This window comes from Leuconostoc sp. UCMA20149 (assembly GCF_030400235.1).
Lineage (GTDB): Bacteria > Bacillota > Bacilli > Lactobacillales > Lactobacillaceae > Leuconostoc > Leuconostoc pseudomesenteroides.
Window position 1 is genome coordinate 46,305 of sequence record NZ_VJYC01000004.1, and the last position, 21,937, is coordinate 68,241.

Annotated in this window: 19 protein-coding genes; 16 read left to right on the forward strand and 3 right to left on the reverse strand. The window is 40.0% G+C overall.

All coding sequences use genetic code 11. From position 1 onward, the window contains the following. The first annotated feature begins 4 nt into the window (after nt 1-4). The 3 genes from FF105_RS04685 to FF105_RS04695 all read left to right on the forward strand — a co-directional run bounded on the left by FF105_RS04685 (nt 5) and on the right by FF105_RS04695 (nt 2,156). A complete protein-coding gene (locus tag FF105_RS04685) occupies nt 5-400 on the forward strand; it encodes a hypothetical protein (RefSeq protein ID WP_010278754.1) in 396 nt (131 codons plus the stop codon). After that, entirely contained in the window at nt 397-1,485 is a 1,089-nt protein-coding gene (locus tag FF105_RS04690) for a hypothetical protein (RefSeq protein ID WP_010278751.1), read from the forward strand. Before FF105_RS04685 ends, FF105_RS04690 begins: the two co-directional genes overlap by 4 nt. A gap of 389 nt (nt 1,486-1,874) precedes the next feature. Beyond that, nucleotides 1,875-2,156, forward strand: a complete 282-nt coding sequence (locus FF105_RS04695) for a transposase (protein ID WP_228935023.1) — start codon at nt 1,875-1,877, stop codon at nt 2,154-2,156. A gap of 273 nt (nt 2,157-2,429) precedes the next feature. Here FF105_RS04695 and FF105_RS04700 read toward each other — a convergent pair whose 3' ends face one another. Beyond that, nucleotides 2,430-6,014, reverse strand: coding sequence for a BspA family leucine-rich repeat surface protein (locus tag FF105_RS04700; protein ID WP_290046374.1), 3,585 nt, complete (start codon nt 6,012-6,014; stop codon nt 2,430-2,432). 464 nt (nt 6,015-6,478) lie between these two features. Between FF105_RS04700 and FF105_RS04705 the strand changes: the two genes are divergently transcribed. From FF105_RS04705 to dnaB, 11 genes are all read left to right on the forward strand, one after another. Then, nucleotides 6,479-7,342 carry an SAM hydrolase/SAM-dependent halogenase family protein gene (locus FF105_RS04705; RefSeq protein WP_010278740.1) on the forward strand — a complete coding sequence of 288 codons (864 nt, stop codon included), beginning with the start codon at nt 6,479-6,481 and terminating at the stop codon, nt 7,340-7,342. Nucleotides 7,343-7,368: 26 nt separating this feature from the next. Beyond that, entirely contained in the window at nt 7,369-7,932 is a 564-nt protein-coding gene (locus FF105_RS04710) for an ECF-type riboflavin transporter substrate-binding protein (protein ID WP_004911153.1), read from the forward strand. A 37-nt stretch (nt 7,933-7,969) separates the two neighbouring features. Then, nucleotides 7,970-9,646: an ABC transporter ATP-binding protein gene (locus FF105_RS04715; RefSeq protein WP_010278737.1), complete on the forward strand. Its 1,677-nt coding sequence runs from the start codon at nt 7,970-7,972 to the stop codon at nt 9,644-9,646. Between the two features lies 1 nt (nt 9,647). Continuing rightward, complete coding sequence (locus FF105_RS04720) at nt 9,648-10,475, forward strand: energy-coupling factor transporter transmembrane component T family protein (protein WP_010278733.1); 828 nt, start codon at nt 9,648-9,650, stop codon at nt 10,473-10,475. After that, nucleotides 10,457-11,902 (forward strand): dipeptidase PepV, encoded by a 1,446-nt coding sequence (gene pepV / locus FF105_RS04725; protein WP_290046375.1) that lies wholly within the window; start codon nt 10,457-10,459, stop codon nt 11,900-11,902. The genes FF105_RS04720 and pepV overlap by 19 nt, the downstream gene beginning before the upstream one ends. Before the next feature lie 179 nt (nt 11,903-12,081). Further along, entirely contained in the window at nt 12,082-12,378 is a 297-nt protein-coding gene (gene rpsF / locus FF105_RS04730; RefSeq protein ID WP_004911142.1) for a 30S ribosomal protein S6, read from the forward strand. A 31-nt stretch (nt 12,379-12,409) separates the two neighbouring features. Then, on the forward strand, nt 12,410-12,973 hold the full coding sequence (gene ssb / locus FF105_RS04735; RefSeq protein ID WP_139968538.1) for a single-stranded DNA-binding protein: 564 nt from the start codon (nt 12,410-12,412) through the stop codon (nt 12,971-12,973). 32 nt (nt 12,974-13,005) lie between these two features. Further along, nucleotides 13,006-13,290 carry a 30S ribosomal protein S18 gene (gene rpsR / locus FF105_RS04740; RefSeq protein ID WP_139968539.1) on the forward strand — a complete coding sequence of 95 codons (285 nt, stop codon included), beginning with the start codon at nt 13,006-13,008 and terminating at the stop codon, nt 13,288-13,290. A 127-nt stretch (nt 13,291-13,417) separates the two neighbouring features. Beyond that, nucleotides 13,418-15,445: a DHH family phosphoesterase gene (locus FF105_RS04745; protein ID WP_010296104.1), complete on the forward strand. Its 2,028-nt coding sequence runs from the start codon at nt 13,418-13,420 to the stop codon at nt 15,443-15,445. A gap of 10 nt (nt 15,446-15,455) precedes the next feature. Continuing rightward, entirely contained in the window at nt 15,456-15,908 is a 453-nt protein-coding gene (gene rplI, locus FF105_RS04750) for a 50S ribosomal protein L9 (RefSeq protein ID WP_010296101.1), read from the forward strand. A gap of 1 nt (nt 15,909) precedes the next feature. Next, on the forward strand, nt 15,910-17,373 hold the full coding sequence (dnaB, locus tag FF105_RS04755) for a replicative DNA helicase (RefSeq protein WP_010296097.1): 1,464 nt from the start codon (nt 15,910-15,912) through the stop codon (nt 17,371-17,373). A gap of 21 nt (nt 17,374-17,394) precedes the next feature. Here dnaB and FF105_RS04760 read toward each other — a convergent pair whose 3' ends face one another. Together FF105_RS04760 and FF105_RS04765 are read right to left on the reverse strand one after the other, a co-directional pair. Further along, a complete protein-coding gene (locus FF105_RS04760; protein ID WP_147651150.1) occupies nt 17,395-17,943 on the reverse strand; it encodes a hypothetical protein in 549 nt (182 codons plus the stop codon). Beyond that, a complete protein-coding gene (locus FF105_RS04765) occupies nt 17,936-18,436 on the reverse strand; it encodes an aminoacyl-tRNA deacylase (RefSeq protein WP_010296095.1) in 501 nt (166 codons plus the stop codon). Before FF105_RS04765 ends, FF105_RS04760 begins: the two co-directional genes overlap by 8 nt. 75 nt (nt 18,437-18,511) lie before the next feature. Between FF105_RS04765 and FF105_RS04770 the strand changes: the two genes are divergently transcribed. Further along, entirely contained in the window at nt 18,512-19,240 is a 729-nt protein-coding gene (locus FF105_RS04770) for a GntR family transcriptional regulator (RefSeq protein WP_010296092.1), read from the forward strand. A 209-nt stretch (nt 19,241-19,449) separates the two neighbouring features. After that, on the forward strand, nt 19,450-21,903 hold the full coding sequence (locus tag FF105_RS04775) for a phosphoketolase family protein (protein ID WP_147651151.1): 2,454 nt from the start codon (nt 19,450-19,452) through the stop codon (nt 21,901-21,903). The last annotated feature ends 34 nt before the right edge of the window (nt 21,904-21,937 follow it).

Genomic DNA, 21,937 nt, shown 5'->3' on the forward strand with positions numbered 1-21,937 from the left:
TTTAATGTTACAAAATTACACACAGGAAGTTTGGAAAACAGAAAACAAATTTAAATTTACAATGCTTGATATGATACCAGAATTAACGGGGTTAATAGATATCCAATGGGCTTCTCTATTTGAAATTTTTTTTAAACGGAATGCACAATATGATATGTTTTTTTTTCGAGACACTTTAAAGGTACTGAAAGGTTCGATTTATTACCAAAGTGTTTTAGCCTATGCAGCACAACATGAATTACCAGATAAGCATGGCATCATATCATCTTCTAATGCAACATCTGTTTTGTTTATTAGGCGAGGGGCTCAAATAACGCAATACAAAATAAAAGGCAAAGTAACGGACGAACAGATTTATCAACAGTTTAATATTAATTATATTTGGAGTAATGATTTATGAAAATTGGTCGCTTCCAAAAAAATGAAATTCGTTTATTATCTGGCTACTACCTCATGCTTATTTTAATAGATAGCACTATGTATTCAGCCTTTACAATGATGATATTGTCCTATTTTTCAAATCAGCTAAAATTATTGATTTTGGGAATTGAATCTTTAGTAGCAATTTTTATTTTTATAGATACAAATCGAAAAAAAAAGATGTTAGTTGGACTAAAGCTACAGGACTATATTTATTTAGGTGAGTTTGGCTTGATTTTGTTTTTATGTTTTCCTAATAGCATATTCATAAAATGTTTCAGTTATGCCATAGTAACATTGTCAACCTCTTTACTAGTATTGGATATTTCAAAAAGTATTATTATACAACAGAGTCAATTTGAAATTGGCTTCATGAAATTAGCTAACTTAAAAACATTTGCTACACTAATTGGTTTTGGTATTGGCGGTATTTTAAACGCTCAATTTATTCCGTCTTTGATTATCCTGATTATGATTGTTTTTGCCGTGTCTTTGATTCTAGTAAATAGATTTTCTAAGGTTGATAGCCATAAATCACTTACTATTTCGATTGGCAAAATTGAGGATATATTTACGGTTTTTGTACTAGGAATTTTGACTGCTAATACCTCAGTATGGGTTCCGATTGTAGCAGTGAGTTTACAACATCAGTATGTTCATTTAACGGTTATAGCTTTCGTACTACCTGGTGTTTTAACTTTGATATTAATGCGTTGGCTAATTAAGGTACCAACTGTGATTATTTTGATTTTATTTGTTGTTCAATCGCTCATTATGATTATTGGCTTTATAAATCAGAGTGCAATTGTTCAAACATTTTGTTTAGCTTTTATTGTACCAACTAGTTTAAGCATAAGTGTTCATCTCAGAAGCCAATTTTTTAAGAAAAATACTATCTTTGACCTTAAAAGTTTAATTCAACTTTTATCAGTGAATAGTAACACTGTTTTATTTGTGTTGGCTATTTTGAGCATTATAGTACCAAACATTGGGATTTATTTATTATTAGTAAATATGGTGTCAATGATTATATTAGTTATTAAAAGTCAAAAGGAAAAGTTATGAAAATTGGATTTAGTTATAGACCAGCGATTCATTCTAAGAATCTAAATGAATTGTTGCCACTCGTGGACTATGTCGAGATTATGCCGGATATTATGAGTAGCAATGAAATATACCTTATTCAAGACAAATTATCTGGTAAAGAGGTGGGCTAGTGCGTAGGAACACCAGCTCTTTTTATTTGTCACTTGTCAATCAAACACTGTCTCATAAAGGTCTCATGGAGGACAAATTTCACAAGTTAGAAAAGGTATGCTGTGAGTAGTGTGAGAGGTAGACAAATTTCTAACAAAGAAATTTACAAATGACAATTACAGAAAAAGCGTCCCGACTGAAGTGAACCCGATAACTTGGACAGAATAAAAATCTGTTCAGAAAGTTATTGGTTTTTTATGTCTAAATATTCAAATGAATTAAAAATCATGATTGTTAAAACATGGATCTCGGGTGCTAAGAGTTCCACTGAATTAATCCCAAAATATGGCATCGGTAGTGATCACATAATCCGCGAATGGTGTAACAAGCATCAAATTACAGGTTCCATTGGTTCGGCAAGCTACAAAACCTATACGCCTGAATTCAAAATGCAGGTCATTAATGATTATCTTTCAAGACACTCATATTCTGAGGTGTCACGTCATTTTGTGCTCTTCCCTAGTACAAACAGTCGCTAATTGGTTGAGCACCTACCGCAAATTCGGTTACTAAGTAGGTACGGCAATGGGTTAAAACCTAAACCGAAAGGCAGACAACCGACTATGGGACGCAAACGCATTCATCCACTCACACCAGAACAACAAGAACTCGCTGACTTAAGGCAAGAGAATTATCAACTCAAGATGAAAGTGGCGATCTTATTGTGGTAGGCAACGCGTACAAAAAATTAAAAGCCTTAGTGGCTCAACGAACCGAGAAAAACAAACGGTAGTAACGTCACTAAGGTTGTATCATGGCGTGTCATTGAATGACCAAGTAAGCGTTGATTGCAGTTGTTTATCCAATAATGAGGACTTAATGATCGTTGCTGGATTGAGTGAAAGACGGAAACTTTTATCAGGATTGTGGTTCAAACTAACACTTTTCTGGCTGTTTTCTGATTGACCTTGCCAAAAAGTGGTTGCATGATCCGATAACTCATCATCGCCATACATGAGTTTGAGATCATGACGCGTTATCTTGTCAGTTGTGCCATTTGCCTCCCAGTCGCTAGTTTGCGCAACTGTGATGTCATAGGTGATAGCTGCTTCTAAGTTGATGAGATCAAGCTTTCCTGTTGACATATTAGTTGCTATCGGTAACTTTCCGCCACCAAAGTCGCTCGCATTTAGTGTACCAAAAACAATGTTTGACGCAGCATCAATTGTCGGTGCTTGCGCCCAGACGTAGGTGACAGGACGAGTGGCTTCACTATTCCACATATCAGTAGTTGATACAAGTGTCCCCTTAGGATTGTGAACAGTTCCGGATCCCACTTCCTGCCAGCTTGCGGCAGTTGTTTTGTAGTTTTGTCCGTTATCACTAAAAATAGTTTTGGTGGCTGGTGCTACGCGGAATGAAGGGTCAGCGAGGAACATAGTATTTTTACCCAGTGTTATTTTCCAAAGGTGGTTAGTGTTACTAAACATCGTTTCACAAGATTGCAATGAGTTTGTTTGCCAACTACTTAAATCCAAAGTTACTACACCACTGTATGCAAACATGTTTTTCATAGTTGACACATTGCTTGTATTAAAATTAGCAAAATTTACTGATTTTAAACTTGCAGTATTTTGAAACATACTTTCCATGGATACATTTGTAGCATTTCTCTCCTGTCCCCAACCTGAAAGATTCAGATTTGTCAATTGACCAGCATTATAAAACATGTGCCTAAACGTAGTGACTTGGCTGACGTCCCATTTATTGATATTCAGATCCGTTAAGTGAGTGTTTGAAAACATTTCTGCCATATCAATGACGTTAGTTGTTTTAAAATCTACTAAAGTCAGATTATTTAGTTTAGAAGTCCTATTGAACATGCCGTTCATTTTGACATCGGTTGCACTTCTTTCGGATCCCCAGCCTGACAAGTCCAAATCAGTTAGTTGTGAAGCATCATAAAACATAACCTGAAACGACGTGACTTGATTGACGTCCCAATTGTGTAAATCAAGTTTTTCTAAGCTGGTGACATAAAACATTTGCGTCATATTGATAACGTTGGTTGTTTTGAAGTTTGTCAACGTCAAGTTTTTAAGATTGGGCGTGTTTTGAAACATACTGCTCATAATAACGTTATTAGCACTACGGTTCTCACCCCAATTAGATAGATCCAAGGTGGTAAATTTGGCACTTAGGAACATTCCTTGAAACGTCAGCACTGTATCAACATTCCAACTGTGAAGATCAAGCGTCGTCAAAGCAGTTGCACTAAACATATAAGCCATGGTCGTCACATTATCAGTTTTAAAGTTGGTCAGGTTTAAACTGGTTAACGCACTGGTGTAGGCAAACATATAATCCATTACAACCGAAGCAGCTGATCGATTATCACCCCAATTAGATACATCTAAAGTTATTAATTTATCTGCCCCATAAAACATATAAGTAAAAGATGTAACTTTATTGACATCCCAGTTGCTTAAATCTAATTCAGTTAATCCAGTTGCTCGAAATGTGTAAGACATATTAGTGACGCTAGCAGTCTTAAAATTGCTTAGGTTTAAAGTGGTTAACGTACTGGTACCATCAAACATGTAGGCCATACTTGTAGTGACAGATGAATCATTATTTCGCCAACTTGATAAGTTCAAAGCCGTGATCTTTGCCTTTTGGAACATGTTAGCAAACGTTGTGACTTTGGCGACGTTCCAAGTGTGTAAATCCAATTCAGTTAAGCCAGTATATTGGAACATGTATGACATATTAGTGACATTGGTTGTTTGAAAATTCGTTAGTGTTAAGTTGGTCAAGGCAGATGTACCAGAAAACATGTAAGACATGCCAACAGTCGATGCGGTACGATTAGCACCCCAATTTGATAGATCCAAGTCTGTTAACTTTGATGCATTCGTAAACATATGAGAAAACATTGTGACCTGTGTGACGTCCCAATCACTAAGTGCCAAGTTGGTTAAGACGATACCACGAAACATATAGTTCATACTAATGACGTTAGTGGTTTTAAAATTTGCGAGTGTTAAACTTGTGAGAGCACTAGTAGCGTCAAACATATAGTCCATACTGACATTTCTTGCTGTTCGATTAACACCCCAATTTGATAAATGTAGCGTCGTTAATTTGGTAGCACTTTGAAACATGTAATTAAATGATGTAACTTTTGTAACATCCCAATCACTAAGGTCTAAGCTAGTCAGGGCTGAGAGTTGAAACATATAAGCCATAGTAGTGACATTGGTAGTTTTAAAATTAGTTAGATTTAAGTTTGTCAAACCACCATTGTTGGAAAACATGTAACTCATATTGACGTCTGTTGCTGTCCTATTGAGTCCCCAGCCAGATAGATTAAGTGTTTCCAACTTGGACATTACACCCGTAAACATATTACTAAAATTTGTTACTTTAGTGACGTCCCAATCACTTAAATCTAAATTAGTCAAACCAGTCGAACGAAACATCACAGACATATTGATGACATTCGTTGTTTTGAAGTTTGTCAAAACTAAGTTAGTTAAAGCACTCGTGGCATCAAGCATATAACTCATATTGACATTTGTTGCTGTTCGATGCGCACCCCAACTTGATAAATTCAAAGTGGTCAAAGCCGTCGCGCCAGAAAACATATAGGCAAACGTTGTTACTTTATCGACGTTCCACGCACTCAAGTCTAAACTGGTCGCGAGAGTACCATAAAACATATAAGACATATTCGTCACATTACTGGTATTCAACAAACTAAAATCAGGATTAGTCAGGCCTTTACTATTGTAAAACCAATAAGCCATTGAAGTGACATTACTCGTATCAAAATTTTGTAAATCAATAAATTCACTGAGTTGCCCTAGATTAGCGAATAAATAAGTCACATTGGGGTCTACTGTGACATTAGCTTCAAATTGAATTTTCTTGACTTGAGTGGCCACCAAATCAGCGGCTACCAAATTCTGATCAATTCTCTGTGCTAATTGCCCCGCCCCAAAAACCAACAAACCAGTATCCGAATCAAATGTCCAAGTACTAGTGCCGTTCGTGTTTGTCGTTATTCCTCGTGGTGCCTTTGCAGACGAAGCTGGTTTGCTATCCGCTTTCGCCACCGTTGGTTGTTCAACTGGTGGGTCTGTTTCTTCTGGCTGTTCCGCTTGAGCTACTTCAGGTGTCTCGGGTTCATCAGGTTCCGGCTCTGTTGGCTGACCGTCACCCGTATCACCAGTAACGACGCGCTGAATCAATTCTTGCAAGTCAGAGCGACCGTCATTTGGTAGACGTAGCTTTGTATCTGTTTTGACGTCATCAGCTGTCACGGCCTGTACTGGACCTGTGACGGTTAATAAGGTAATTAATATTGGTAAGTAGAATTGCTTGTTCAAACGCATGATTTTTCTCCATTAGTAGCCTAGACCCTCATTCTACTAGGGGGGTGGAAGACCACGTGACAATTTCTTGAAGAAAGTGTGATAATTTGAGACAAATATATGTCTATATAATCAACATGATAATGTTATTTTACTTATAAAAGTGTCGATACTAACAAAATTATTGACAATAAATAAGATTTGTCTTAAAATAATGATAAGTTAATAAATCAATGAAGCGAAGAGTAGATGAGGCGTGGCAATATAGCGAGTCGGGATAGTGAAAGCCGGTATGACGCAATTTATTGAAGATGAACGTGGATGATGTCGCATGGTGCAAGCTGTGTGTCCGGCTGAACGCCGTTATCGTGATGAGTGCACATTGTGCTGAATTTGGGTGGTACCACGTTTTGACGTCCCTGTTAATCTTAGGATTAACAGGGACTTTTCATTTTTAACGACTAAAAAAAGAAAGAAGAAGTATAATGATTAGTAGACATCTCGTTTTACAGACTGACTTTGGCCTGCAAGATGGTGCGGTAAGCTCAATGCGTGGCGTTGCCTACGGCGTGGCTGATAACATTGTCGTTAGTGACTTAACCCATGGGATCACGCCTTTTAATATATTTGAAGGATCCTTTCGGCTGTTCCAGACATTTCGCTATTGGCAAGCTGGTACGGTATTTGTTTCGGTAGTTGATCCCGGCGTGGGGTCCAATCGGTTATCGATTATTGCTAAGACAACAACAGGGCATTATATTGTGACACCAGATAATGGTACCTTGTCTCATTTACTAACTAACGGCTTGATTGAAAGTGCCCGTGTGATTGACGAAACAACGCAGCGGTTGCCGGGATCAGAAAAATCAGCGACGTTCCATGGGCGCGATATTTATGCTTTCAATGGGGCCAAATTAGCTAGTGGGCAGACACGATTTGAGGATTATCGTCAGAGTGTGTCAGTAGATGATTTAGTTCGTTTGCCAATTACACCGGGGCGTTATCAAGAAACGCAGTACGGACAGCCACAACTTGTTGGTAACATTGATATTACTGATGTTAACTTCGGATCATTATGGTCAAACATTCCTATCAGTGAGTTTGAGAAGCTGAACTTGGTATATGGCGATACTTTGCGTGTTCAAATAACGCATCATGATCATGTTTTGTTTGATGAGGTCTTGCCTTATGTGCATACCTTTACAGATGTTAATCCAGGAGAACCATTGATTTATATTGACTCGGTGTATACAGTTGCTTTTGGCGTCCACACTGGTAGTTTTGAGCAGACGTATCACGTTGGTGCTGGTCAAAATTGGGCGGTCGTACTTACCAAAGAAGCACAATAGATGACAGAATAATTAGGAGAAAAACGATGAGTGAACAACGCAAAAAATCAGGACTATCTGTACGGGCAGTAGTCGCAACTGGAATCGGTGCAGCAGTTTTCTTTATTTTGATGAAGTATATTGCGATTCCAACAGGTGTTCCTAACACCAATGTTAACGTGGCTGAAGGTTGGTTGGCTTTGATTGCTGGGTTATTTGGACCAGTAGTTGGCTTTTTAGTAGGGATTATCGGGCATACGTTGACTGACGCCACTTATGGTGCGCCTTGGTGGTCATGGGTGTTGGCAGATGGCGTTTTTGGTCTACTGCTTGGTTTGAGCAAGCGCTTTTTAGATTTGCAAGGTGGGGATTTAACGGCTAAAAAGCTGATTCAATTCAACGTTTGGCAGATTGTTGCCAACGTTGTGTCATGGGTAGTGATTGCGCCAATTGGCGATATTTTAATTTATAAGCAGCCAGCTAACAAGGTCTTTTTGCAAGGCATTGTGGCAGCAATTGTGAATATTTTGTCAGTGGCAATCATTGGCTCAATCTTAATTGTGGCTTATGTAAAGTCACGTCCCAAAAAGAGTTCGTTGCGTAGCGAATAGTTCTCATGCGGCAATTGTCGCGTACATAGGAGTCATCATGCCGGAACCGATAATTGATTTTCAACATGTCACATTTAAATACAATGCACAAGCCGAACCAACCTTACATGACGTGAGTTTTCAGATTTATCCGGGTGAAAAGGTTTTGATTGCTGGTGCCTCAGGCTCTGGTAAAACCACATTGTTACGGTTGCTTAATGGCTTGATTCCTCAAGCTTATCAGGGAGATGTGACTGGTCAATTATTATTAAATGGCAAAAATATTTTGGATCAATCCCTATTTGAACTTTCGTTACAAGCTGGAACTGTATTACAGGATGCAGATGCGCAGTTTGTTGGCATGACTGTGGCTGAAGATATCGCTTTTGCATTGGAAAATGATACACAACCGGTGAACAGTATCAAACAAAAAGTTGCAAAGTGGGCGCAACGTTTTGGTTTAGGTGAGCGCCTGAATTTGGCACCACAAGATTTATCAGGTGGGCAAAAGCAACGCACTGCAATGGCTGGTGTGTTAATTGACGACGGGAAGTTGTTACTATTTGACGAACCTTTGGCGAGTTTGGACCCAGCTGCTGGACATGCTGCTATGAAAATGATTGCTGAATTGCAGGCTGAACGTGATTTGACGGTAGTCATTATTGAGCATCGCATTGAAGAAGTGTTGGGGGCAGATATTGACCGTGTGATTGTAATGTCTGACGGTAAAATTGTTGCGAATGGCACACCAGACGAGATCGTACAAGCTGGCGTATTACTGGATAATGGGCTAGATGAGCCGCTTTATGTGCAATTATTGCGCCAAGCTGGTGTGGCGATTACCAATTTGCCACATGTGTCTGATTTGAATCAAATTGATGTGACGCCATATCGCGACCAAATCGCAGCTATTGGTCAATCTGTAATACCAGCTAAACTTGCCGATCCGCAACTCATCATCCAAAATGTTTCATTTGGTTACAGTGCGGGACAACAATTGTTCAACGCGTTGTCAACGACAATCCACACCGGTGAAATTCTCGGCATTGTCGGTAAAAATGGTTCTGGTAAAACGACGTTATCACATTTACTAACAGGATTTTTACAACCAAGTAGTGGTGATGTTTTATTGCATGGCGAGTCTGTCTTAAGACAATCAATTAAAGAACGCGCCGACCACATTGGCTACGTGTTGCAAAATCCCAACCACATGATTACGAAATCAACAGTTTATGATGAAGTCGCCAGTGGTTTGATATTACGCCAAGTGGATACTGACACCATTGAAAAACGTGTGCGTGATATGCTCAAGTTAGTTGATTTAGATGGCATGCGCCACTGGCCAATTTCCGCACTTAGTTTTGGTCAGAAGAAGCGATTGACGATTGCTGCTGTCTTGGTCTTACAACCAGAAATTTTAATTTTGGACGAACCAACAGCTGGTCAAGATGCGACGCATACGGTTCAATTATTGACTTTCTTGCAGAAAATCAACACCCAACAGCAGACTACAATAATTATCATCACGCATGACATGCATTTGCTGGCAAATTTTGTCCAGCGTGTGTTGGTCATTGTTGACGGCCAGTTACTGGCAGATACGACACCGGCTGAATTATTGGCTGACGAAGAACTGGTCACAGCAGCAAGCTTGCGGACAACGAGTGTCTATCGTTTGGCGAAACGTTTGGCGATTAAGCAACCGGAAAAACTCAATGCTGCGATAAGGAAGTAATATGAACAATTCGTTATTTGGATATAAAGCGCGTGACACATGGATGAACCAAACAACTGGCACAGCTAAGCTAGTTGGCTTTTTGGCGTTGACAACAGTTGGTATGGTTTCTTATGATACGCGTTTTCTGGTGGCACTGGTTATTTTATCTTTTATACTGATTAAAATTTCGCACATTCAATATCGCGAATATGCCTTATTGTTGAAATTAGTGATTTTTATTGGGGTCCTTAATTTAATTATGATTACAGTTTTAGCGCCACAATACGGTGCAGAATTGTATGGTTCAAAACACGTGTTATTTGGTAGTGGTTATTGGACAATCACACAAGAGCAGTTGTTTTATGAATTAAATCTACTATTAAAGTATGTTTTTTCATTTCCATTATCAATTGTATTGTTATTTACGACTAATCCAAGTGAGTTTGCCTCTGGCTTAAACAAAATTGGGGTGCCGTACAAAGTGTCTTATGCAGTTGCCCTGACGCTTCGCTATATCCCAGATGTTCAAAGCGATTACCACACAATTAGTTTGGCGCAACAGGCGCGTGGCTATGAAATTTCTAAAAAAGCATCCTTAACAAAACGTATGAAAGGTGCCGTGCAAATTATTTTGCCGTTAGTTTTTTCTAGTTTAGATCGCATTGATACAATTAGTCAGGCAATGGAATTGCGACGCTTTGGTCGCTATAATAAACGTACATGGTACCAAGATCAAAAATTTTCTGGTCGTGACTTTGGCATGATAATTGGTACATTAATCATCGTCGCGATTGGTATTTTGTTAGTATTTCAAAATGGGGGGCGCTTGTGGAATCCATTCAATTAACTTCATCACAGTGGCAAGAAAATGCCCAACAATATCAACCAGCTTTAATGGCTGATTTGCTTCAATTTTTGGCTATTCCATCAGTGCTTGATCCAACAACAGCTAATATCCAACGCCCGTTTGGCACAGGCATTGATATGGCACTTAAATTTATTAGTGATATAGCGCAGCGTGACGGGTTCAAATTCAATCGAGTAGCTGATAACATGATTGTTGTTGTTGACTATGGTCCGGAAGACGCGTCGGAAACTGTTGGGGTATTGTCGCATGTTGATGTTGTACCCGCAGGGGATGCGTGGACGGTAACATTGCCATTTAGTCCCAAAATTGAGGGCAATCGATTGTACGGGCGTGGTTCTCACGATATGAAAGCCGACCTATTAGCTGCCTATTATGCAGTCAAACAGCTCAAAGATATGGGATTTCAACCAAAACGAAAGATTAGATTGATTTTCGGTAGTGATGAAGAGTCAGATTGGCGTGACATGCAGGCTTACTTAACGGAAGTGGGGGAGCCGACATTAGGATTTTCACCCGACGGGGCGTTTCCAGTCGTACCAGGTGAAAAGGGTGTGCTGACTTTGGCGATCAAATTTCAAGGTGTCACCACTAGCGCATGGCAATTGCATCACTTTCATGCTGGTGAACGTGATAATGTCGTACCAGGCATGGCAACAGCTGATATCGAGCTACCAAGTCATGTTGATATCAATGGTTTTTTGGGCGCCTACGAACGTTATTTGAATGACACCCCAATAATTTCTGGTGTTGGTCAATATGATGATGGGCATATCTTACTAACGTTATACGGAAAATCAGCGCATGGCGCTTATCCAGAAACTGGATTGAATGCTGGTACGTACTTGGCCCATTTTTTGGTTAATTATGGTTTCAACCAGCAAGCCCACGCATTTCTGGAATTTTTAGGGATTGCTAACCACCAAAATGTCTTTGGTGAGAAGTTGGGGCTAGTGTATCACGATGACATTATGGGTGATTTGACATTAAACATTGGGCAGATGACGTTTAATGAAAACGCTGAATCAGAAATCAGGATCAATTTCAGATATCCGATGGGTATTACTGAGACGGCAATTTTAACACAGGTGCAGCGACACATGGGTGATTTGATCGGCAAAACATTTAAGCAAGAGTCTTTTGGTAATCAACCACACATGGTCGATTTGAACGATCCAATTGTGACAACACTAGAAAATGTTTACGCCGAACATACACACACAGCCAAACAATACAAAATTTCTAATGGCGGTTCTTATGCACGTTTGCTCAAGCGCGGTGTCGCTTTTGGTGGTCAATTTCCCGATGTTCCTGTCACTAGTCATCAACCTAATGAGTATGTTCTGATTGACAATATTCCCAAGACTCAAGCGATTTTTGCCCATGCGTTATATGAAATTTCTCGATGAAATTGAGGTATGAGTAAAAATTGAGTACAAAACGTAAAATAAGTTACCTGTGGAAATAATTTTGCGAAACACTTGATAATAATAGGCGATATGTAGTATCATTAATACCTGTGAATGCATAAAATTATGCGTGCACTCCTTGCAGCTAAGGCTGCCAGAGACCAAAAGGAGGAAATACAATGGCTACATCATACGAATTGACTTATATTGTTCGCCCTGACTTGGATGCGGATGCAAAAAAGACGCTTGTTGAGCGTTTTGACGGCATTTTGACAAACAACGGTGCAACAATTCAAAAGTCAGCAGATTGGGCAACACGCCGCTTTGCTTACGAAATTGCTGGTTACCGTGAAGGTACTTACCACATTATCAACTTTACAGCTGAAGGCGATGCTGCTACTAATGAATTTGATCGTTTGGCTAAGATCTCACAAGATATCTTACGTCACATGATTGTTAAGCGCGACGCAGAGTAATCTGAATTTCCACTGGGAAAGGAGCTTTTAAATGATTAATCGAGTAGTATTGATTGGGCGATTGACCCGCGATGTGGAATTACGTTATACCCAATCGGGTGTAGCTGTCGGCACGTTTAGCTTGGCGGTTAACCGTCAGTTCACTAACGCAAGTGGTGAACGCGAAGCTGACTTTATTAACGCAGTTATTTGGCGTAAAGCAGCTGAAAATTTTGCTAACTTCACTGGAAAAGGCGCACTTGTTGCGATTGAAGGTCGTTTGCAAACAAGAAATTATGAAAACAATGCAGGTCAACGTGTTTACGTGACCGAAGTTGTTGCGGATAATTTCTCATTACTAGAATCCCGTGCTGAAAGTGAAAAGCGTCGTGCACAAAACGGCTCTTCAAATAGCAATGCGGGTGGCTATAATAATGGTTCAAATGATCATTCATTTGGCGGTAATGATAATTCGTTTAGTGGTGTTGATCCTTTTGCTAGTGCGAACCAAGGTTCAGCTAACAAGTCAGCAGCCGCTGAAAAAGATGCACCTAACCCATTTGCGGCTAGTGGCAACACTGAAATTGATATATCAGATGATGATTTACCATTTTAAATTAAATTAAACACTAAGAAAGGAGCTTTATTATGTCAGAACAAAACTCACGTCCACAAAACTCTGAACGTCCACAACGTTCACGTCGTCCACAAGGCGGCCCACGTCGTCGTCGTAAGGTTGATTTTATCGCTGCTAATCACATCGAATACGTCGACTACAAGAACACTGAATTGTTGGAGCGTTTCATTTCAGAACGTGGTAAGATTTTGCCACGTCGTGTAACTGGTACTTCTGCCAAGAACCAACGCAAGGTAACAACTGCTATCAAGCGTGCTCGTATCATGGCTTTGTTGCCTTTCGTTACGGAAGACTAATTCAGCTTAAAACCCAAGAAGTGATTCTTGGGCTTTTTTTTGTTGTATTTTTGACGAGATTATCTCATTTTAACCACAGGCCACCCTGTGGTAAAATAGTAGATATGAAAGTTACGAGGAGTAACGCGTGAAACGATTTTTTAATTTTAAAAATTTACCTATTTTTTTCCAGAATACAAAATTAGGCACGGTTGCCTTGCTGCTATTAGTGGCGAGTGTGATGAGTGTTGTTTTTGCGGTAATCATTAACTGGATATTTGGTTTAATTTGGTTGGTGGTAGTTGTGATTGGACTTGTCTTCAGTGGGCAAGCGTTCAAAGAGGTTAGCGAAAACGCGCAAGAATACTTATCAGGATTAGGTTATCGTATTGCCCGTAGTGAACAAGAAGCTTTGATTCGTATGCCAATTGGTATTATATTACTGAACCAAGACCAAAAAATTGACTGGATTAACCCCTATATGCAGTCTTATTTGGACAAAAGAGATGTGCTAGGTTTGGAATTATCAGAACTTGATAGTACGCTTGCGCAGGAAATTAACAATTATGCTGATTCGTCTGACACGAACACCATTACTTGGCAAGAGCGACAGTTTTCATTATTTGTTCAACAAAATTTACGGGTTATTTATTTAATGGACATCAGTGAATATGCTGCCATTGCTAAACAATATGAGGATCATCAATTGTTCAGCGGTTTGGTATCGGTGGATAATTATGAGGAAGTAACTGAGGGGATGAGTGAATCAGAGACCTCAACGTTACGCACATTTGTCACGCGCTCATTATCCGATTGGGCAGCAGATCATCAAATCTATATTCGTCGCTTAAACACAGTGCATTACGTGATGTTTGGTTATCAATCTGCCTTGGAAGAGGCGGAAGCTGACAAGTTCAGTGTTTTGAAGGCGATTCGTGAAGCAACAGCCCAACAAAACTTACCGGTCACTTTATCAATTGGTATTGCCTATGGCACGCCAGATATTAATCAGCTGGCAAAACTAGCGCAAACTAATCTTGACTTGGCGTTGGGGCGTGGTGGCGATCAAGTCGTCGTTAAGGCTGAGGATTCGGCAGCACGTTTTTATGGTGGTGCTACCAACCCTATGGAAAAGCGGACTCGCGTTCGTGCGCGCATGGTTTCGCAGACCATATCTGAGTTAATTGAACAGGCTGATAACATTATGATTGCGGGTCATGCGATGCCAGATCTTGATTCAGTCGGTGCTGGATTAGGCGTATGGCGACTAGCCCAAACCAAAAACAAACCGGCGTTTCTCGTGATAGATGAAAAGCAAGTATACAGTGATATCAAATTATTACTGGCCGAACTTAGAAAAAGTCCTGCTGACTTTGTAGCACCCGGATCAAATATTAATGATTCCATTATTGATGAAACGCGCGCGCTTAAATTAGTACGCGATAATACGTTACTCGTTTTGGTTGATCACGCTAACACTAATATATCGGGTGCATCACAATTATTGGCACGACTAGGAAATCGTGTCGTTGTTATTGACCATCACCGTCTGGCTGAGCAAGGGTTAAAAGATAAACCGTTAATGTCTTATATTGAACCATACGCATCATCAACTTCGGAGTTAGTGGTTGAATTGTTGCAGTACCAAGATCAGTCAAATGCGCCAATTACAAAAATTGAAGCCACAGCAATGCTTGGTGGTATCCAGATTGACACAAAAAACTTTACTTTACGTACCGGTTCACGTACTTTTGATGCAGCAAGTTATTTGCGTGCCAATGGTGCGGATAGTAATCTAATTCAGTCGTTTATGAAAGAAAAGTTTACGGATTTCAAAGCACGAACCCACTTGATTAACTTAGCAGAGATTCAGGATGGTAATGCGATTGTGACCGGTGAAAACCAGAATAATTATTCGGGGCTAATTACGGCTCAAGCAGCCGACGAACTGTTGCAAATCAGCGGCGTTGATGCTTCATTTGTGATTACTAAGCGTCAAGATGGTCGTGTTGGAATTTCCGCACGTTCAACTGGTGAGCGTAATGTTCAACGTGTGATGGAGGCCCTCGGTGGTGGTGGCCATTTATCTAATGCTGCCACACAAATTGCTGATGTCACGACTGATGAAGTGAAACAACAATTGTTAGACGTATTGACTGAACAAAAAGAAGAATGAGGTTTTAAAAATGAAAGTTGTATTTTTAGAAGATGTTAAAGGTCGCGGTAAAAAAGGTGAAGTCAAGGATGTTCCTGATGGTTATGCCAATAATTTTTTGATAAAAAATAAAAAAGCTGAGCCGGCGACGGGCAAGAATTTAGGTGCAGTTAAGGGCCGCCAAAAGGCAGAAGAAAAAGCCTCTGCGGAAGAGTTAGCAGAAGCACAAAAGTTGGCTCAGTTCTTTGAGGACGAGAAAACAGTTGTTGAATTGACTGGTAAGTCAGGCGCTGATGGGCGTTTATTTGGTGCAATATCCACCAAACAAATTGCTGCCGGACTGGAAAAGCAATATCAAATTAAGATTGACAAACGTAAGATGGTACTCAACCAACCAATTCATGCTTTGGGCTATACGAATGTCCCTGTTAAGCTTCATCGTCAAGTGACAGCTAACTTGCGTGTGCATGTAAGCGAGGGTTAAGATGGATAATCCGGTATCAAATGAATATCGGCAGGTGCCACAAGATATTGACGCTGAACGAGCAGTGCTTGGCGCCATCTTTTTTGATGTCAAATCAGAGAACGCCATGATTGAGGCAAGTGCAATTTTGGCACCGGACGATTTCTATCGACAAGCCAACCAAACCATTTTTAAGGCAATGCAATCCTTGATTGAGGATAACCGTCCCATTGATATGTTGACATTGCAGGACAAATTGAACAGCATGCAGCAACTTGATAATGTTGGTGGCATGCCCTATTTGGCAGAAATATCTGAATCGACGGCTTCTGCAGCCAACTTAAAACATTATGCTAATATCGTCCGAGAGAAAGCAATTTTACGCAAAATGATTGATACGTTAACACGTAGCATGTCGTTAGCTTATGATGCAGCAGAACCAAGTGAAGATCTACTAGACCAATTATCGCGTAGTATCGATACCATTGCCGAAAATAGAGGTAGTGAGGATTTTCGAAAAATTAAAGATGTTATCCGCGAATATCAGGCTAATCTAGATGAGGCTGTGAAAAATGACAGTGATGTTGTTGGTTTATCCACAGGATTTCCAGAAATGGATAAAATAACACACGGTTTTCGTAATGATCAAATGATTGTTTTTGGTGCTCGTCCAGCAGTTGGTAAAACAGCGTTTGTACTTAATATTGCGCGTAATGTGGCAAAAAATGAACAAGTACCTGTCGTTATTTTTGAAATGGAAATGAGTGCGACAGACATTGTTGGTCGGTTATTAGCTGGTGAAGGATCTATTGATTCTAACCATTTGACAACGGGACAAATGACGCAAGAAGATTGGCAAGCACTCACATTGGCGATGCAATCTTTGGCACAAATGCAAATCTACATGGACGATACCGCAGGTATTAAAATCAATCAAATTAGTGCAAAATTGCATCAACTTGAACGTGATTTGTTGAATGAAATGTCACCGGAAGAACGTGTGCAAAATCCACACCCAATCGGACTTGTTGTCATTGATTATTTAGGCTTGATTGAGTCAAATAACACCGAAAGCCGTCAACAAGCAGTTTCTGAAGTATCAAGATCGATTAAAAAATTAGCAAAAGAATTAAGCACACCCATCATAGCACTTGCCCAGTTGAGCCGTGGCGTGGAACAACGTACAGATAAACGTCCAATTCTTTCTGACTTGCGTGATTCAGGTTCTATCGAACAAGATGCTGATATTGTTGCTTTTCTGTATCGTGATGATTATTCTCGTGATGACGGTGAAGATGGCGAAGGGGATCCACGTGAAGAACAAGAAGCAGTACCAATTGAAGTAATTTTTGAAAAGAATCGTGCTGGTGCACGAGGAACTGCAACATTGATGTTTAATAAGCCAACTTTCAAATTTAATGCCATGGCACCATTGTATCGTGATGATATGAATGCTGGCGTTCCAGACATGAGTTCTGGTTGGTAAAAAAAGCGCATCTGCGCTTTTTTATTGGAAAAATATATATTTAACGGTCGAAATGATAAGGATGAGAGCCAAATAGAAAGGTGTTCCTCGCCAAAAATTTTGCCAATCAGCCTGAGAAAGATGGAATCCTAACAACAGACTGACTAAAATGAAGATAATAATGATGTTTCTAATGTGCCAACCAGTAACCCAGCCAAAAGATAACAAGAACCAAATAGTTAGGCATATTCCGAGAATTGGTGCTAAACTAATAAAAAAATTACCCAGTCGTTGATAGTAGCTTTTGGGATTATATTCGCGATTAACATAGCCTAATATGCCATCATCACTGATTTGCCAGAGACAAAAGCTGACAATGTGATGTCGAAAAATCAAGGCGACAGTCAAGTGGCTTAATTCGTGTATGACGACGCCAAAAAAACTTAAAATAGCTGTGAGGGCATAACCTAGCCACCGATTGAGTTGATCCGTTAAGTAAGATGAGAGACTGCCTACTAAATAAACAACAGTAATTGGCAGGATAAAGAAAAAAAGTAGCTGCTCACCCACCGTGTTTAGCCAATCAGTCATTTTCTAGTAAATCTACGAATGAGGCACCAACCAGCGATGCAACATCTACGGGATTAATTTTGTCAGAGCGACCTAACTCACCACCACTGACCAAAATATATGGTGCTTTTTGAGCAGTTTGTTCGAAGAAAATTGGAAAGTGCTTGTTTTGCCAAATACCGACAGGATTATTGGCGCCGTGAATGTAGCCGGTTGTTTTTTGTAATACTTTTAGTGGCAACATGCTAACTTTTTTATTACCGGAAGCAGCGGCTAATTTTTTTAACGATAAATGTGATGTAATAGGGAGAACAGCAACAATTGGACCAGTTTTGTCACCTTCTGCGGCTAACGTCTTGTAGATATCATCATGTTTCACGTGAAACGTTTCCAAAATAGCATCACGTTCGGCTTCTGATTTGTCAAGAATGTTGAGAGACAGTGCTTCATATGGAATGTTATGCTTCTCCATTACCTGTTCAGGCAATGTTTTTTTCATTTTCTTTTTACTCATGCTCATATTTTACCACAATTGGAACAACCAATGAAATGACTGGTCAGACCAATATGTGATATACTTATTAACATTATGTCAGAACCTATATATGTGACCGTGCAAGCGGACTTAAAACAAAAAATTTATCAAGGCGAATTTGCTAATTTGAAATTACCAGATGAGCGATCACTAGCTGAACAGTACAATGTTTCCCGTTCGTCAATCAAAAGAGCACTCAATGTGCTTGTTCAACAAGGGGTTATTTTCAAAAAACGAGGTAGTGGTACCTTTGTCAATCCATTATATTTGAAGAACCACGCTATTTTTCAGCATGAAGGATCAAATCTTGGTGTCTCTGATTCTTTTCGTGTCGACGGCAAAGCACCGGCAATCGAATTAATAGATTTCAAAGTCATTCCGGCAACACCAGAACAACAGCAAGCGCTTTTCTTAAATGAGGGTGATTTTGTTTATGAAATAAAACGATTGCGTCGCTTAGAAGGTGTGCCATTTATGATTGAGCGTGGCTATGTGCCAATTAGTGTTTTACCCGGTTTAAATCGTGATATTGTTTCAGGTTCAGTGTATGAATATATTGAAAAAAATAAACATCGCTCGGTCACAAAGTCCTTTATGACAATTATGGCTGAACCATCAAATAAAGAAGATCAAAAGCTGTTAAAACTCACTGAAAAAGAACCAGTTGGTATTATGGAAGGCATTTTTTTCATGGATGACGGCACGCCATTAGAATTTTCAACAATGCGTTTGCACTATAAATATCTTCGTTATAATGCCTTTGTCAGCCTTGACTCAGAATGAAATACTGCGATTAGCAGTTTTTTTATGGCATTTCAATCAATTGGACCGTACCAAAAATGTATGTGCGCCAACCAAAATAACAATAGACCTGAACCAATCTAATCTTTCTTCTTGAACTCACTACTAAAATCAGTTATACTGTAAGAGTAAATAGCGGAAGTAGATTCGTGGTTTACGATTCTCTCAAAAAATAAGGAGTACTTAATCTCATGGCAGATTTCGATTCAAAAGAGTACTTAGAACTCGTTGATAAGTGGTGGCGTGCAACCAACTACTTGTCAGCAGGGATGATCTTCTTGAAGAGCAACCCATTGTTCTCAGTAACAAACACACCAATCCAAGCCGAAGACGTTAAAGTAAAGCCAATCGGTCACTGGGGAACTATTTCAGGTCAAACATTCTTGTATGCCCATGCAAACCGCTTGATCAACAAGTATGATTTGAACATGTTCTATATCGGTGGTCCAGGTCACGGTGGTCAAGTTATGGTCACAAACGCTTATTTGGATGGCGAATATACAGAAGATTACCCAGAAATCACACAAGATTTGGCAGGTATGAGCCGTTTGTTCAAGCGCTTCTCATTCCCAGGTGGAATCGGATCGCACATGACAGCTCAAACACCAGGTTCATTGCATGAAGGTGGTGAATTAGGTTATTCATTATCACACGCCTTTGGTGCTGTTTTGGACAACCCAGACCAAATTGCTTTTGCAGTTGTTGGTGATGGTGAAGCTGAAACAGGTCCATCAATGACATCATGGCACTCAACAAAGTTTTTGAACGCCAAGAACGATGGTGCTGTATTGCCTATTTTGGATTTGAACGGCTTTAAGATTTCTAACCCAACAATTTTCTCACGTATGTCTGATGAAGAAATCACAAAGTTTTTTGAAGGTTTGGGTTATTCACCACGCTTTATCGAAAACGATGACATTCATGACTACACTGCTTATCACGAATTAGCAGCCAAGGTCTTGGATCAAGCAATTGAAGATATCCAAGCTATCCAAAAGGATGCGCGTGAAAATGGCAAGTACCAAGACGGTACAATTCCTGCATGGCCAGTTATCATTGCTCGTTTGCCAAAGGGTTGGGGTGGTCCAACACATGATGAGAATGGTGATCCAATCGAAAACTCATTCCGAGCTCACCAAGTGCCATTGCCTTTGGCACAAAACAAGCTTGAAACTTTGACACAATTCGAAGAGTGGATGAACTCATACAAGCCAGAAGAATTGTTCAACGCAGACGGTTCATTGAAAGATGAATTGAAAGCAATTGCACCTAAGGGTGACAAGCGTATGTCAGCTAACCCAATTGCCAACGGCGGTCGTCGTCGTGGCGAAAAGGCGCAAGACTTGACTTTGCCTGATTGGCGTCAATTTACCAACGATATCACAGATGATAATCGTGGTACAGAATTGCCAAAGCAAACACAAAACATGGACATGACAACACTTTCAAACTATTTGGAAGAAGTTATGAAGTTGAACCCAACATCATTCCGTGTCTTTGGTCCTGACGAAACAATGTCAAACCGTTTGTGGAGCCTCTTTAACACAACTAACCGTCAATGGATGGAAGAAGTTAAAGAACCAAATGATCAATATGAAGGTCCTGAAGGACGTATCTTAGATGCGCAATTGTCAGAACACCAAGCAGAAGGTTGGTTGGAAGGCTACACATTGACTGGCCGTGTTGGTATCTTTGCTTCATACGAGTCATTCTTACGTGTTGTCGACACAATGATTACACAACACTTCAAGTGGTTGCGTCACGCTTCAGAACAAGCATGGCGTAATGATTACCCATCATTGAACTTGATTGCAACGTCAACTGCGTTCCAACAAGATCACAATGGTTACACTCACCAAGATCCAGGTCTATTGACTCACTTGGCTGAAAAGAAGTCAAACTTCATTCGTGAATACTTGCCAGCCGATGGTAACACATTGTTGGCTGTTCAAGCACGTGCCTTCTCAGAACGTCATAAGGTTAACTTGTTGATTGCTTCAAAGCAACCACGTCAACAATGGTTTACAGCTGACGAAGCTGATGTATTGGCTAACGAAGGTTTGAAGATTATTGATTGGGCATCTACTGCTCCATCAGGTGATGTTGATATTACATTTGCATCTGCTGGTACAGAACCAACAATCGAAACTTTGGCCGCTTTGTGGTTAATCAACCAAGCGTTCCCAGAAGTTAAGTTCCGCTATGTCAACGTTGTTGAATTGCTACGTTTGCAGAAGAAGTCAGAACCTAACATGAACGACGAACGTGAGTTGTCAGACGAAGAATTTAACAAGTTCTTCCAACCAGAAACACCAGTTATCTTTGGCTTCCACGCGTATGAAGATTTGATTGAATCATTCTTCTTCGAACGTAAGTTTGAAGGTGATGTATACGTTCATGGTTATCGTGAAGATGGTGACATCACAACGACATACGACATGCGTGTGTACTCACACTTGGATCGTTTCCACCAAGCTAAGGAAGCAGCAGAAATCTTGTCAGCAAATGGTAAGATTGATCAAGCAGCCGCTGATACATTTATCGCTAAGATGGATGACACATTGGCAAAGCACTTCGAAGTCACTCGTAATGAAGGACGCGATATTGCAGAATTCACTGACTGGAAGTGGTCAGCACTTAAGTAAGACAAAGTGCGACTTTGCCATTGGTGAAAGAATA

Excerpts from the sequence above, each read along its gene's own strand:
- FF105_RS04705 (WP_010278740.1), top strand. The coding sequence starts at position 6,479 with ATGATTAGTAGACATCTCGTTTTACAGACTGACTTTGGCCTGCAAGAT.
- FF105_RS04710 (WP_004911153.1), top strand. The coding sequence starts at position 7,369 with ATGAGTGAACAACGCAAAAAATCAGGACTATCTGTACGGGCAGTAGTC.
- FF105_RS04690 (WP_010278751.1), top strand. The coding sequence starts at position 397 with ATGAAAATTGGTCGCTTCCAAAAAAATGAAATTCGTTTATTATCTGGC.
- FF105_RS04760 (WP_147651150.1), bottom strand. The coding sequence starts at position 17,943 with ATGACTGATTGGCTAAACACGGTGGGTGAGCAGCTACTTTTTTTCTTT.
- FF105_RS04715 (WP_010278737.1), top strand. The coding sequence starts at position 7,970 with ATGCCGGAACCGATAATTGATTTTCAACATGTCACATTTAAATACAAT.
- ssb (WP_139968538.1), top strand. The coding sequence starts at position 12,410 with ATGATTAATCGAGTAGTATTGATTGGGCGATTGACCCGCGATGTGGAA.
- rpsR (WP_139968539.1), top strand. The coding sequence starts at position 13,006 with ATGTCAGAACAAAACTCACGTCCACAAAACTCTGAACGTCCACAACGT.
- FF105_RS04695 (WP_228935023.1), top strand. The coding sequence starts at position 1,875 with ATGTCTAAATATTCAAATGAATTAAAAATCATGATTGTTAAAACATGG.
- FF105_RS04720 (WP_010278733.1), top strand. The coding sequence starts at position 9,648 with ATGAACAATTCGTTATTTGGATATAAAGCGCGTGACACATGGATGAAC.
- FF105_RS04700 (WP_290046374.1), bottom strand. The coding sequence starts at position 6,014 with ATGCGTTTGAACAAGCAATTCTACTTACCAATATTAATTACCTTATTA.
- dnaB (WP_010296097.1), top strand. The coding sequence starts at position 15,910 with ATGGATAATCCGGTATCAAATGAATATCGGCAGGTGCCACAAGATATT.
- FF105_RS04770 (WP_010296092.1), top strand. The coding sequence starts at position 18,512 with ATGTCAGAACCTATATATGTGACCGTGCAAGCGGACTTAAAACAAAAA.
- rplI (WP_010296101.1), top strand. The coding sequence starts at position 15,456 with ATGAAAGTTGTATTTTTAGAAGATGTTAAAGGTCGCGGTAAAAAAGGT.
- FF105_RS04765 (WP_010296095.1), bottom strand. The coding sequence starts at position 18,436 with ATGAGTAAAAAGAAAATGAAAAAAACATTGCCTGAACAGGTAATGGAG.
- rpsF (WP_004911142.1), top strand. The coding sequence starts at position 12,082 with ATGGCTACATCATACGAATTGACTTATATTGTTCGCCCTGACTTGGAT.
- FF105_RS04775 (WP_147651151.1), top strand. The coding sequence starts at position 19,450 with ATGGCAGATTTCGATTCAAAAGAGTACTTAGAACTCGTTGATAAGTGG.
- FF105_RS04685 (WP_010278754.1), top strand. The coding sequence starts at position 5 with ATGTTACAAAATTACACACAGGAAGTTTGGAAAACAGAAAACAAATTT.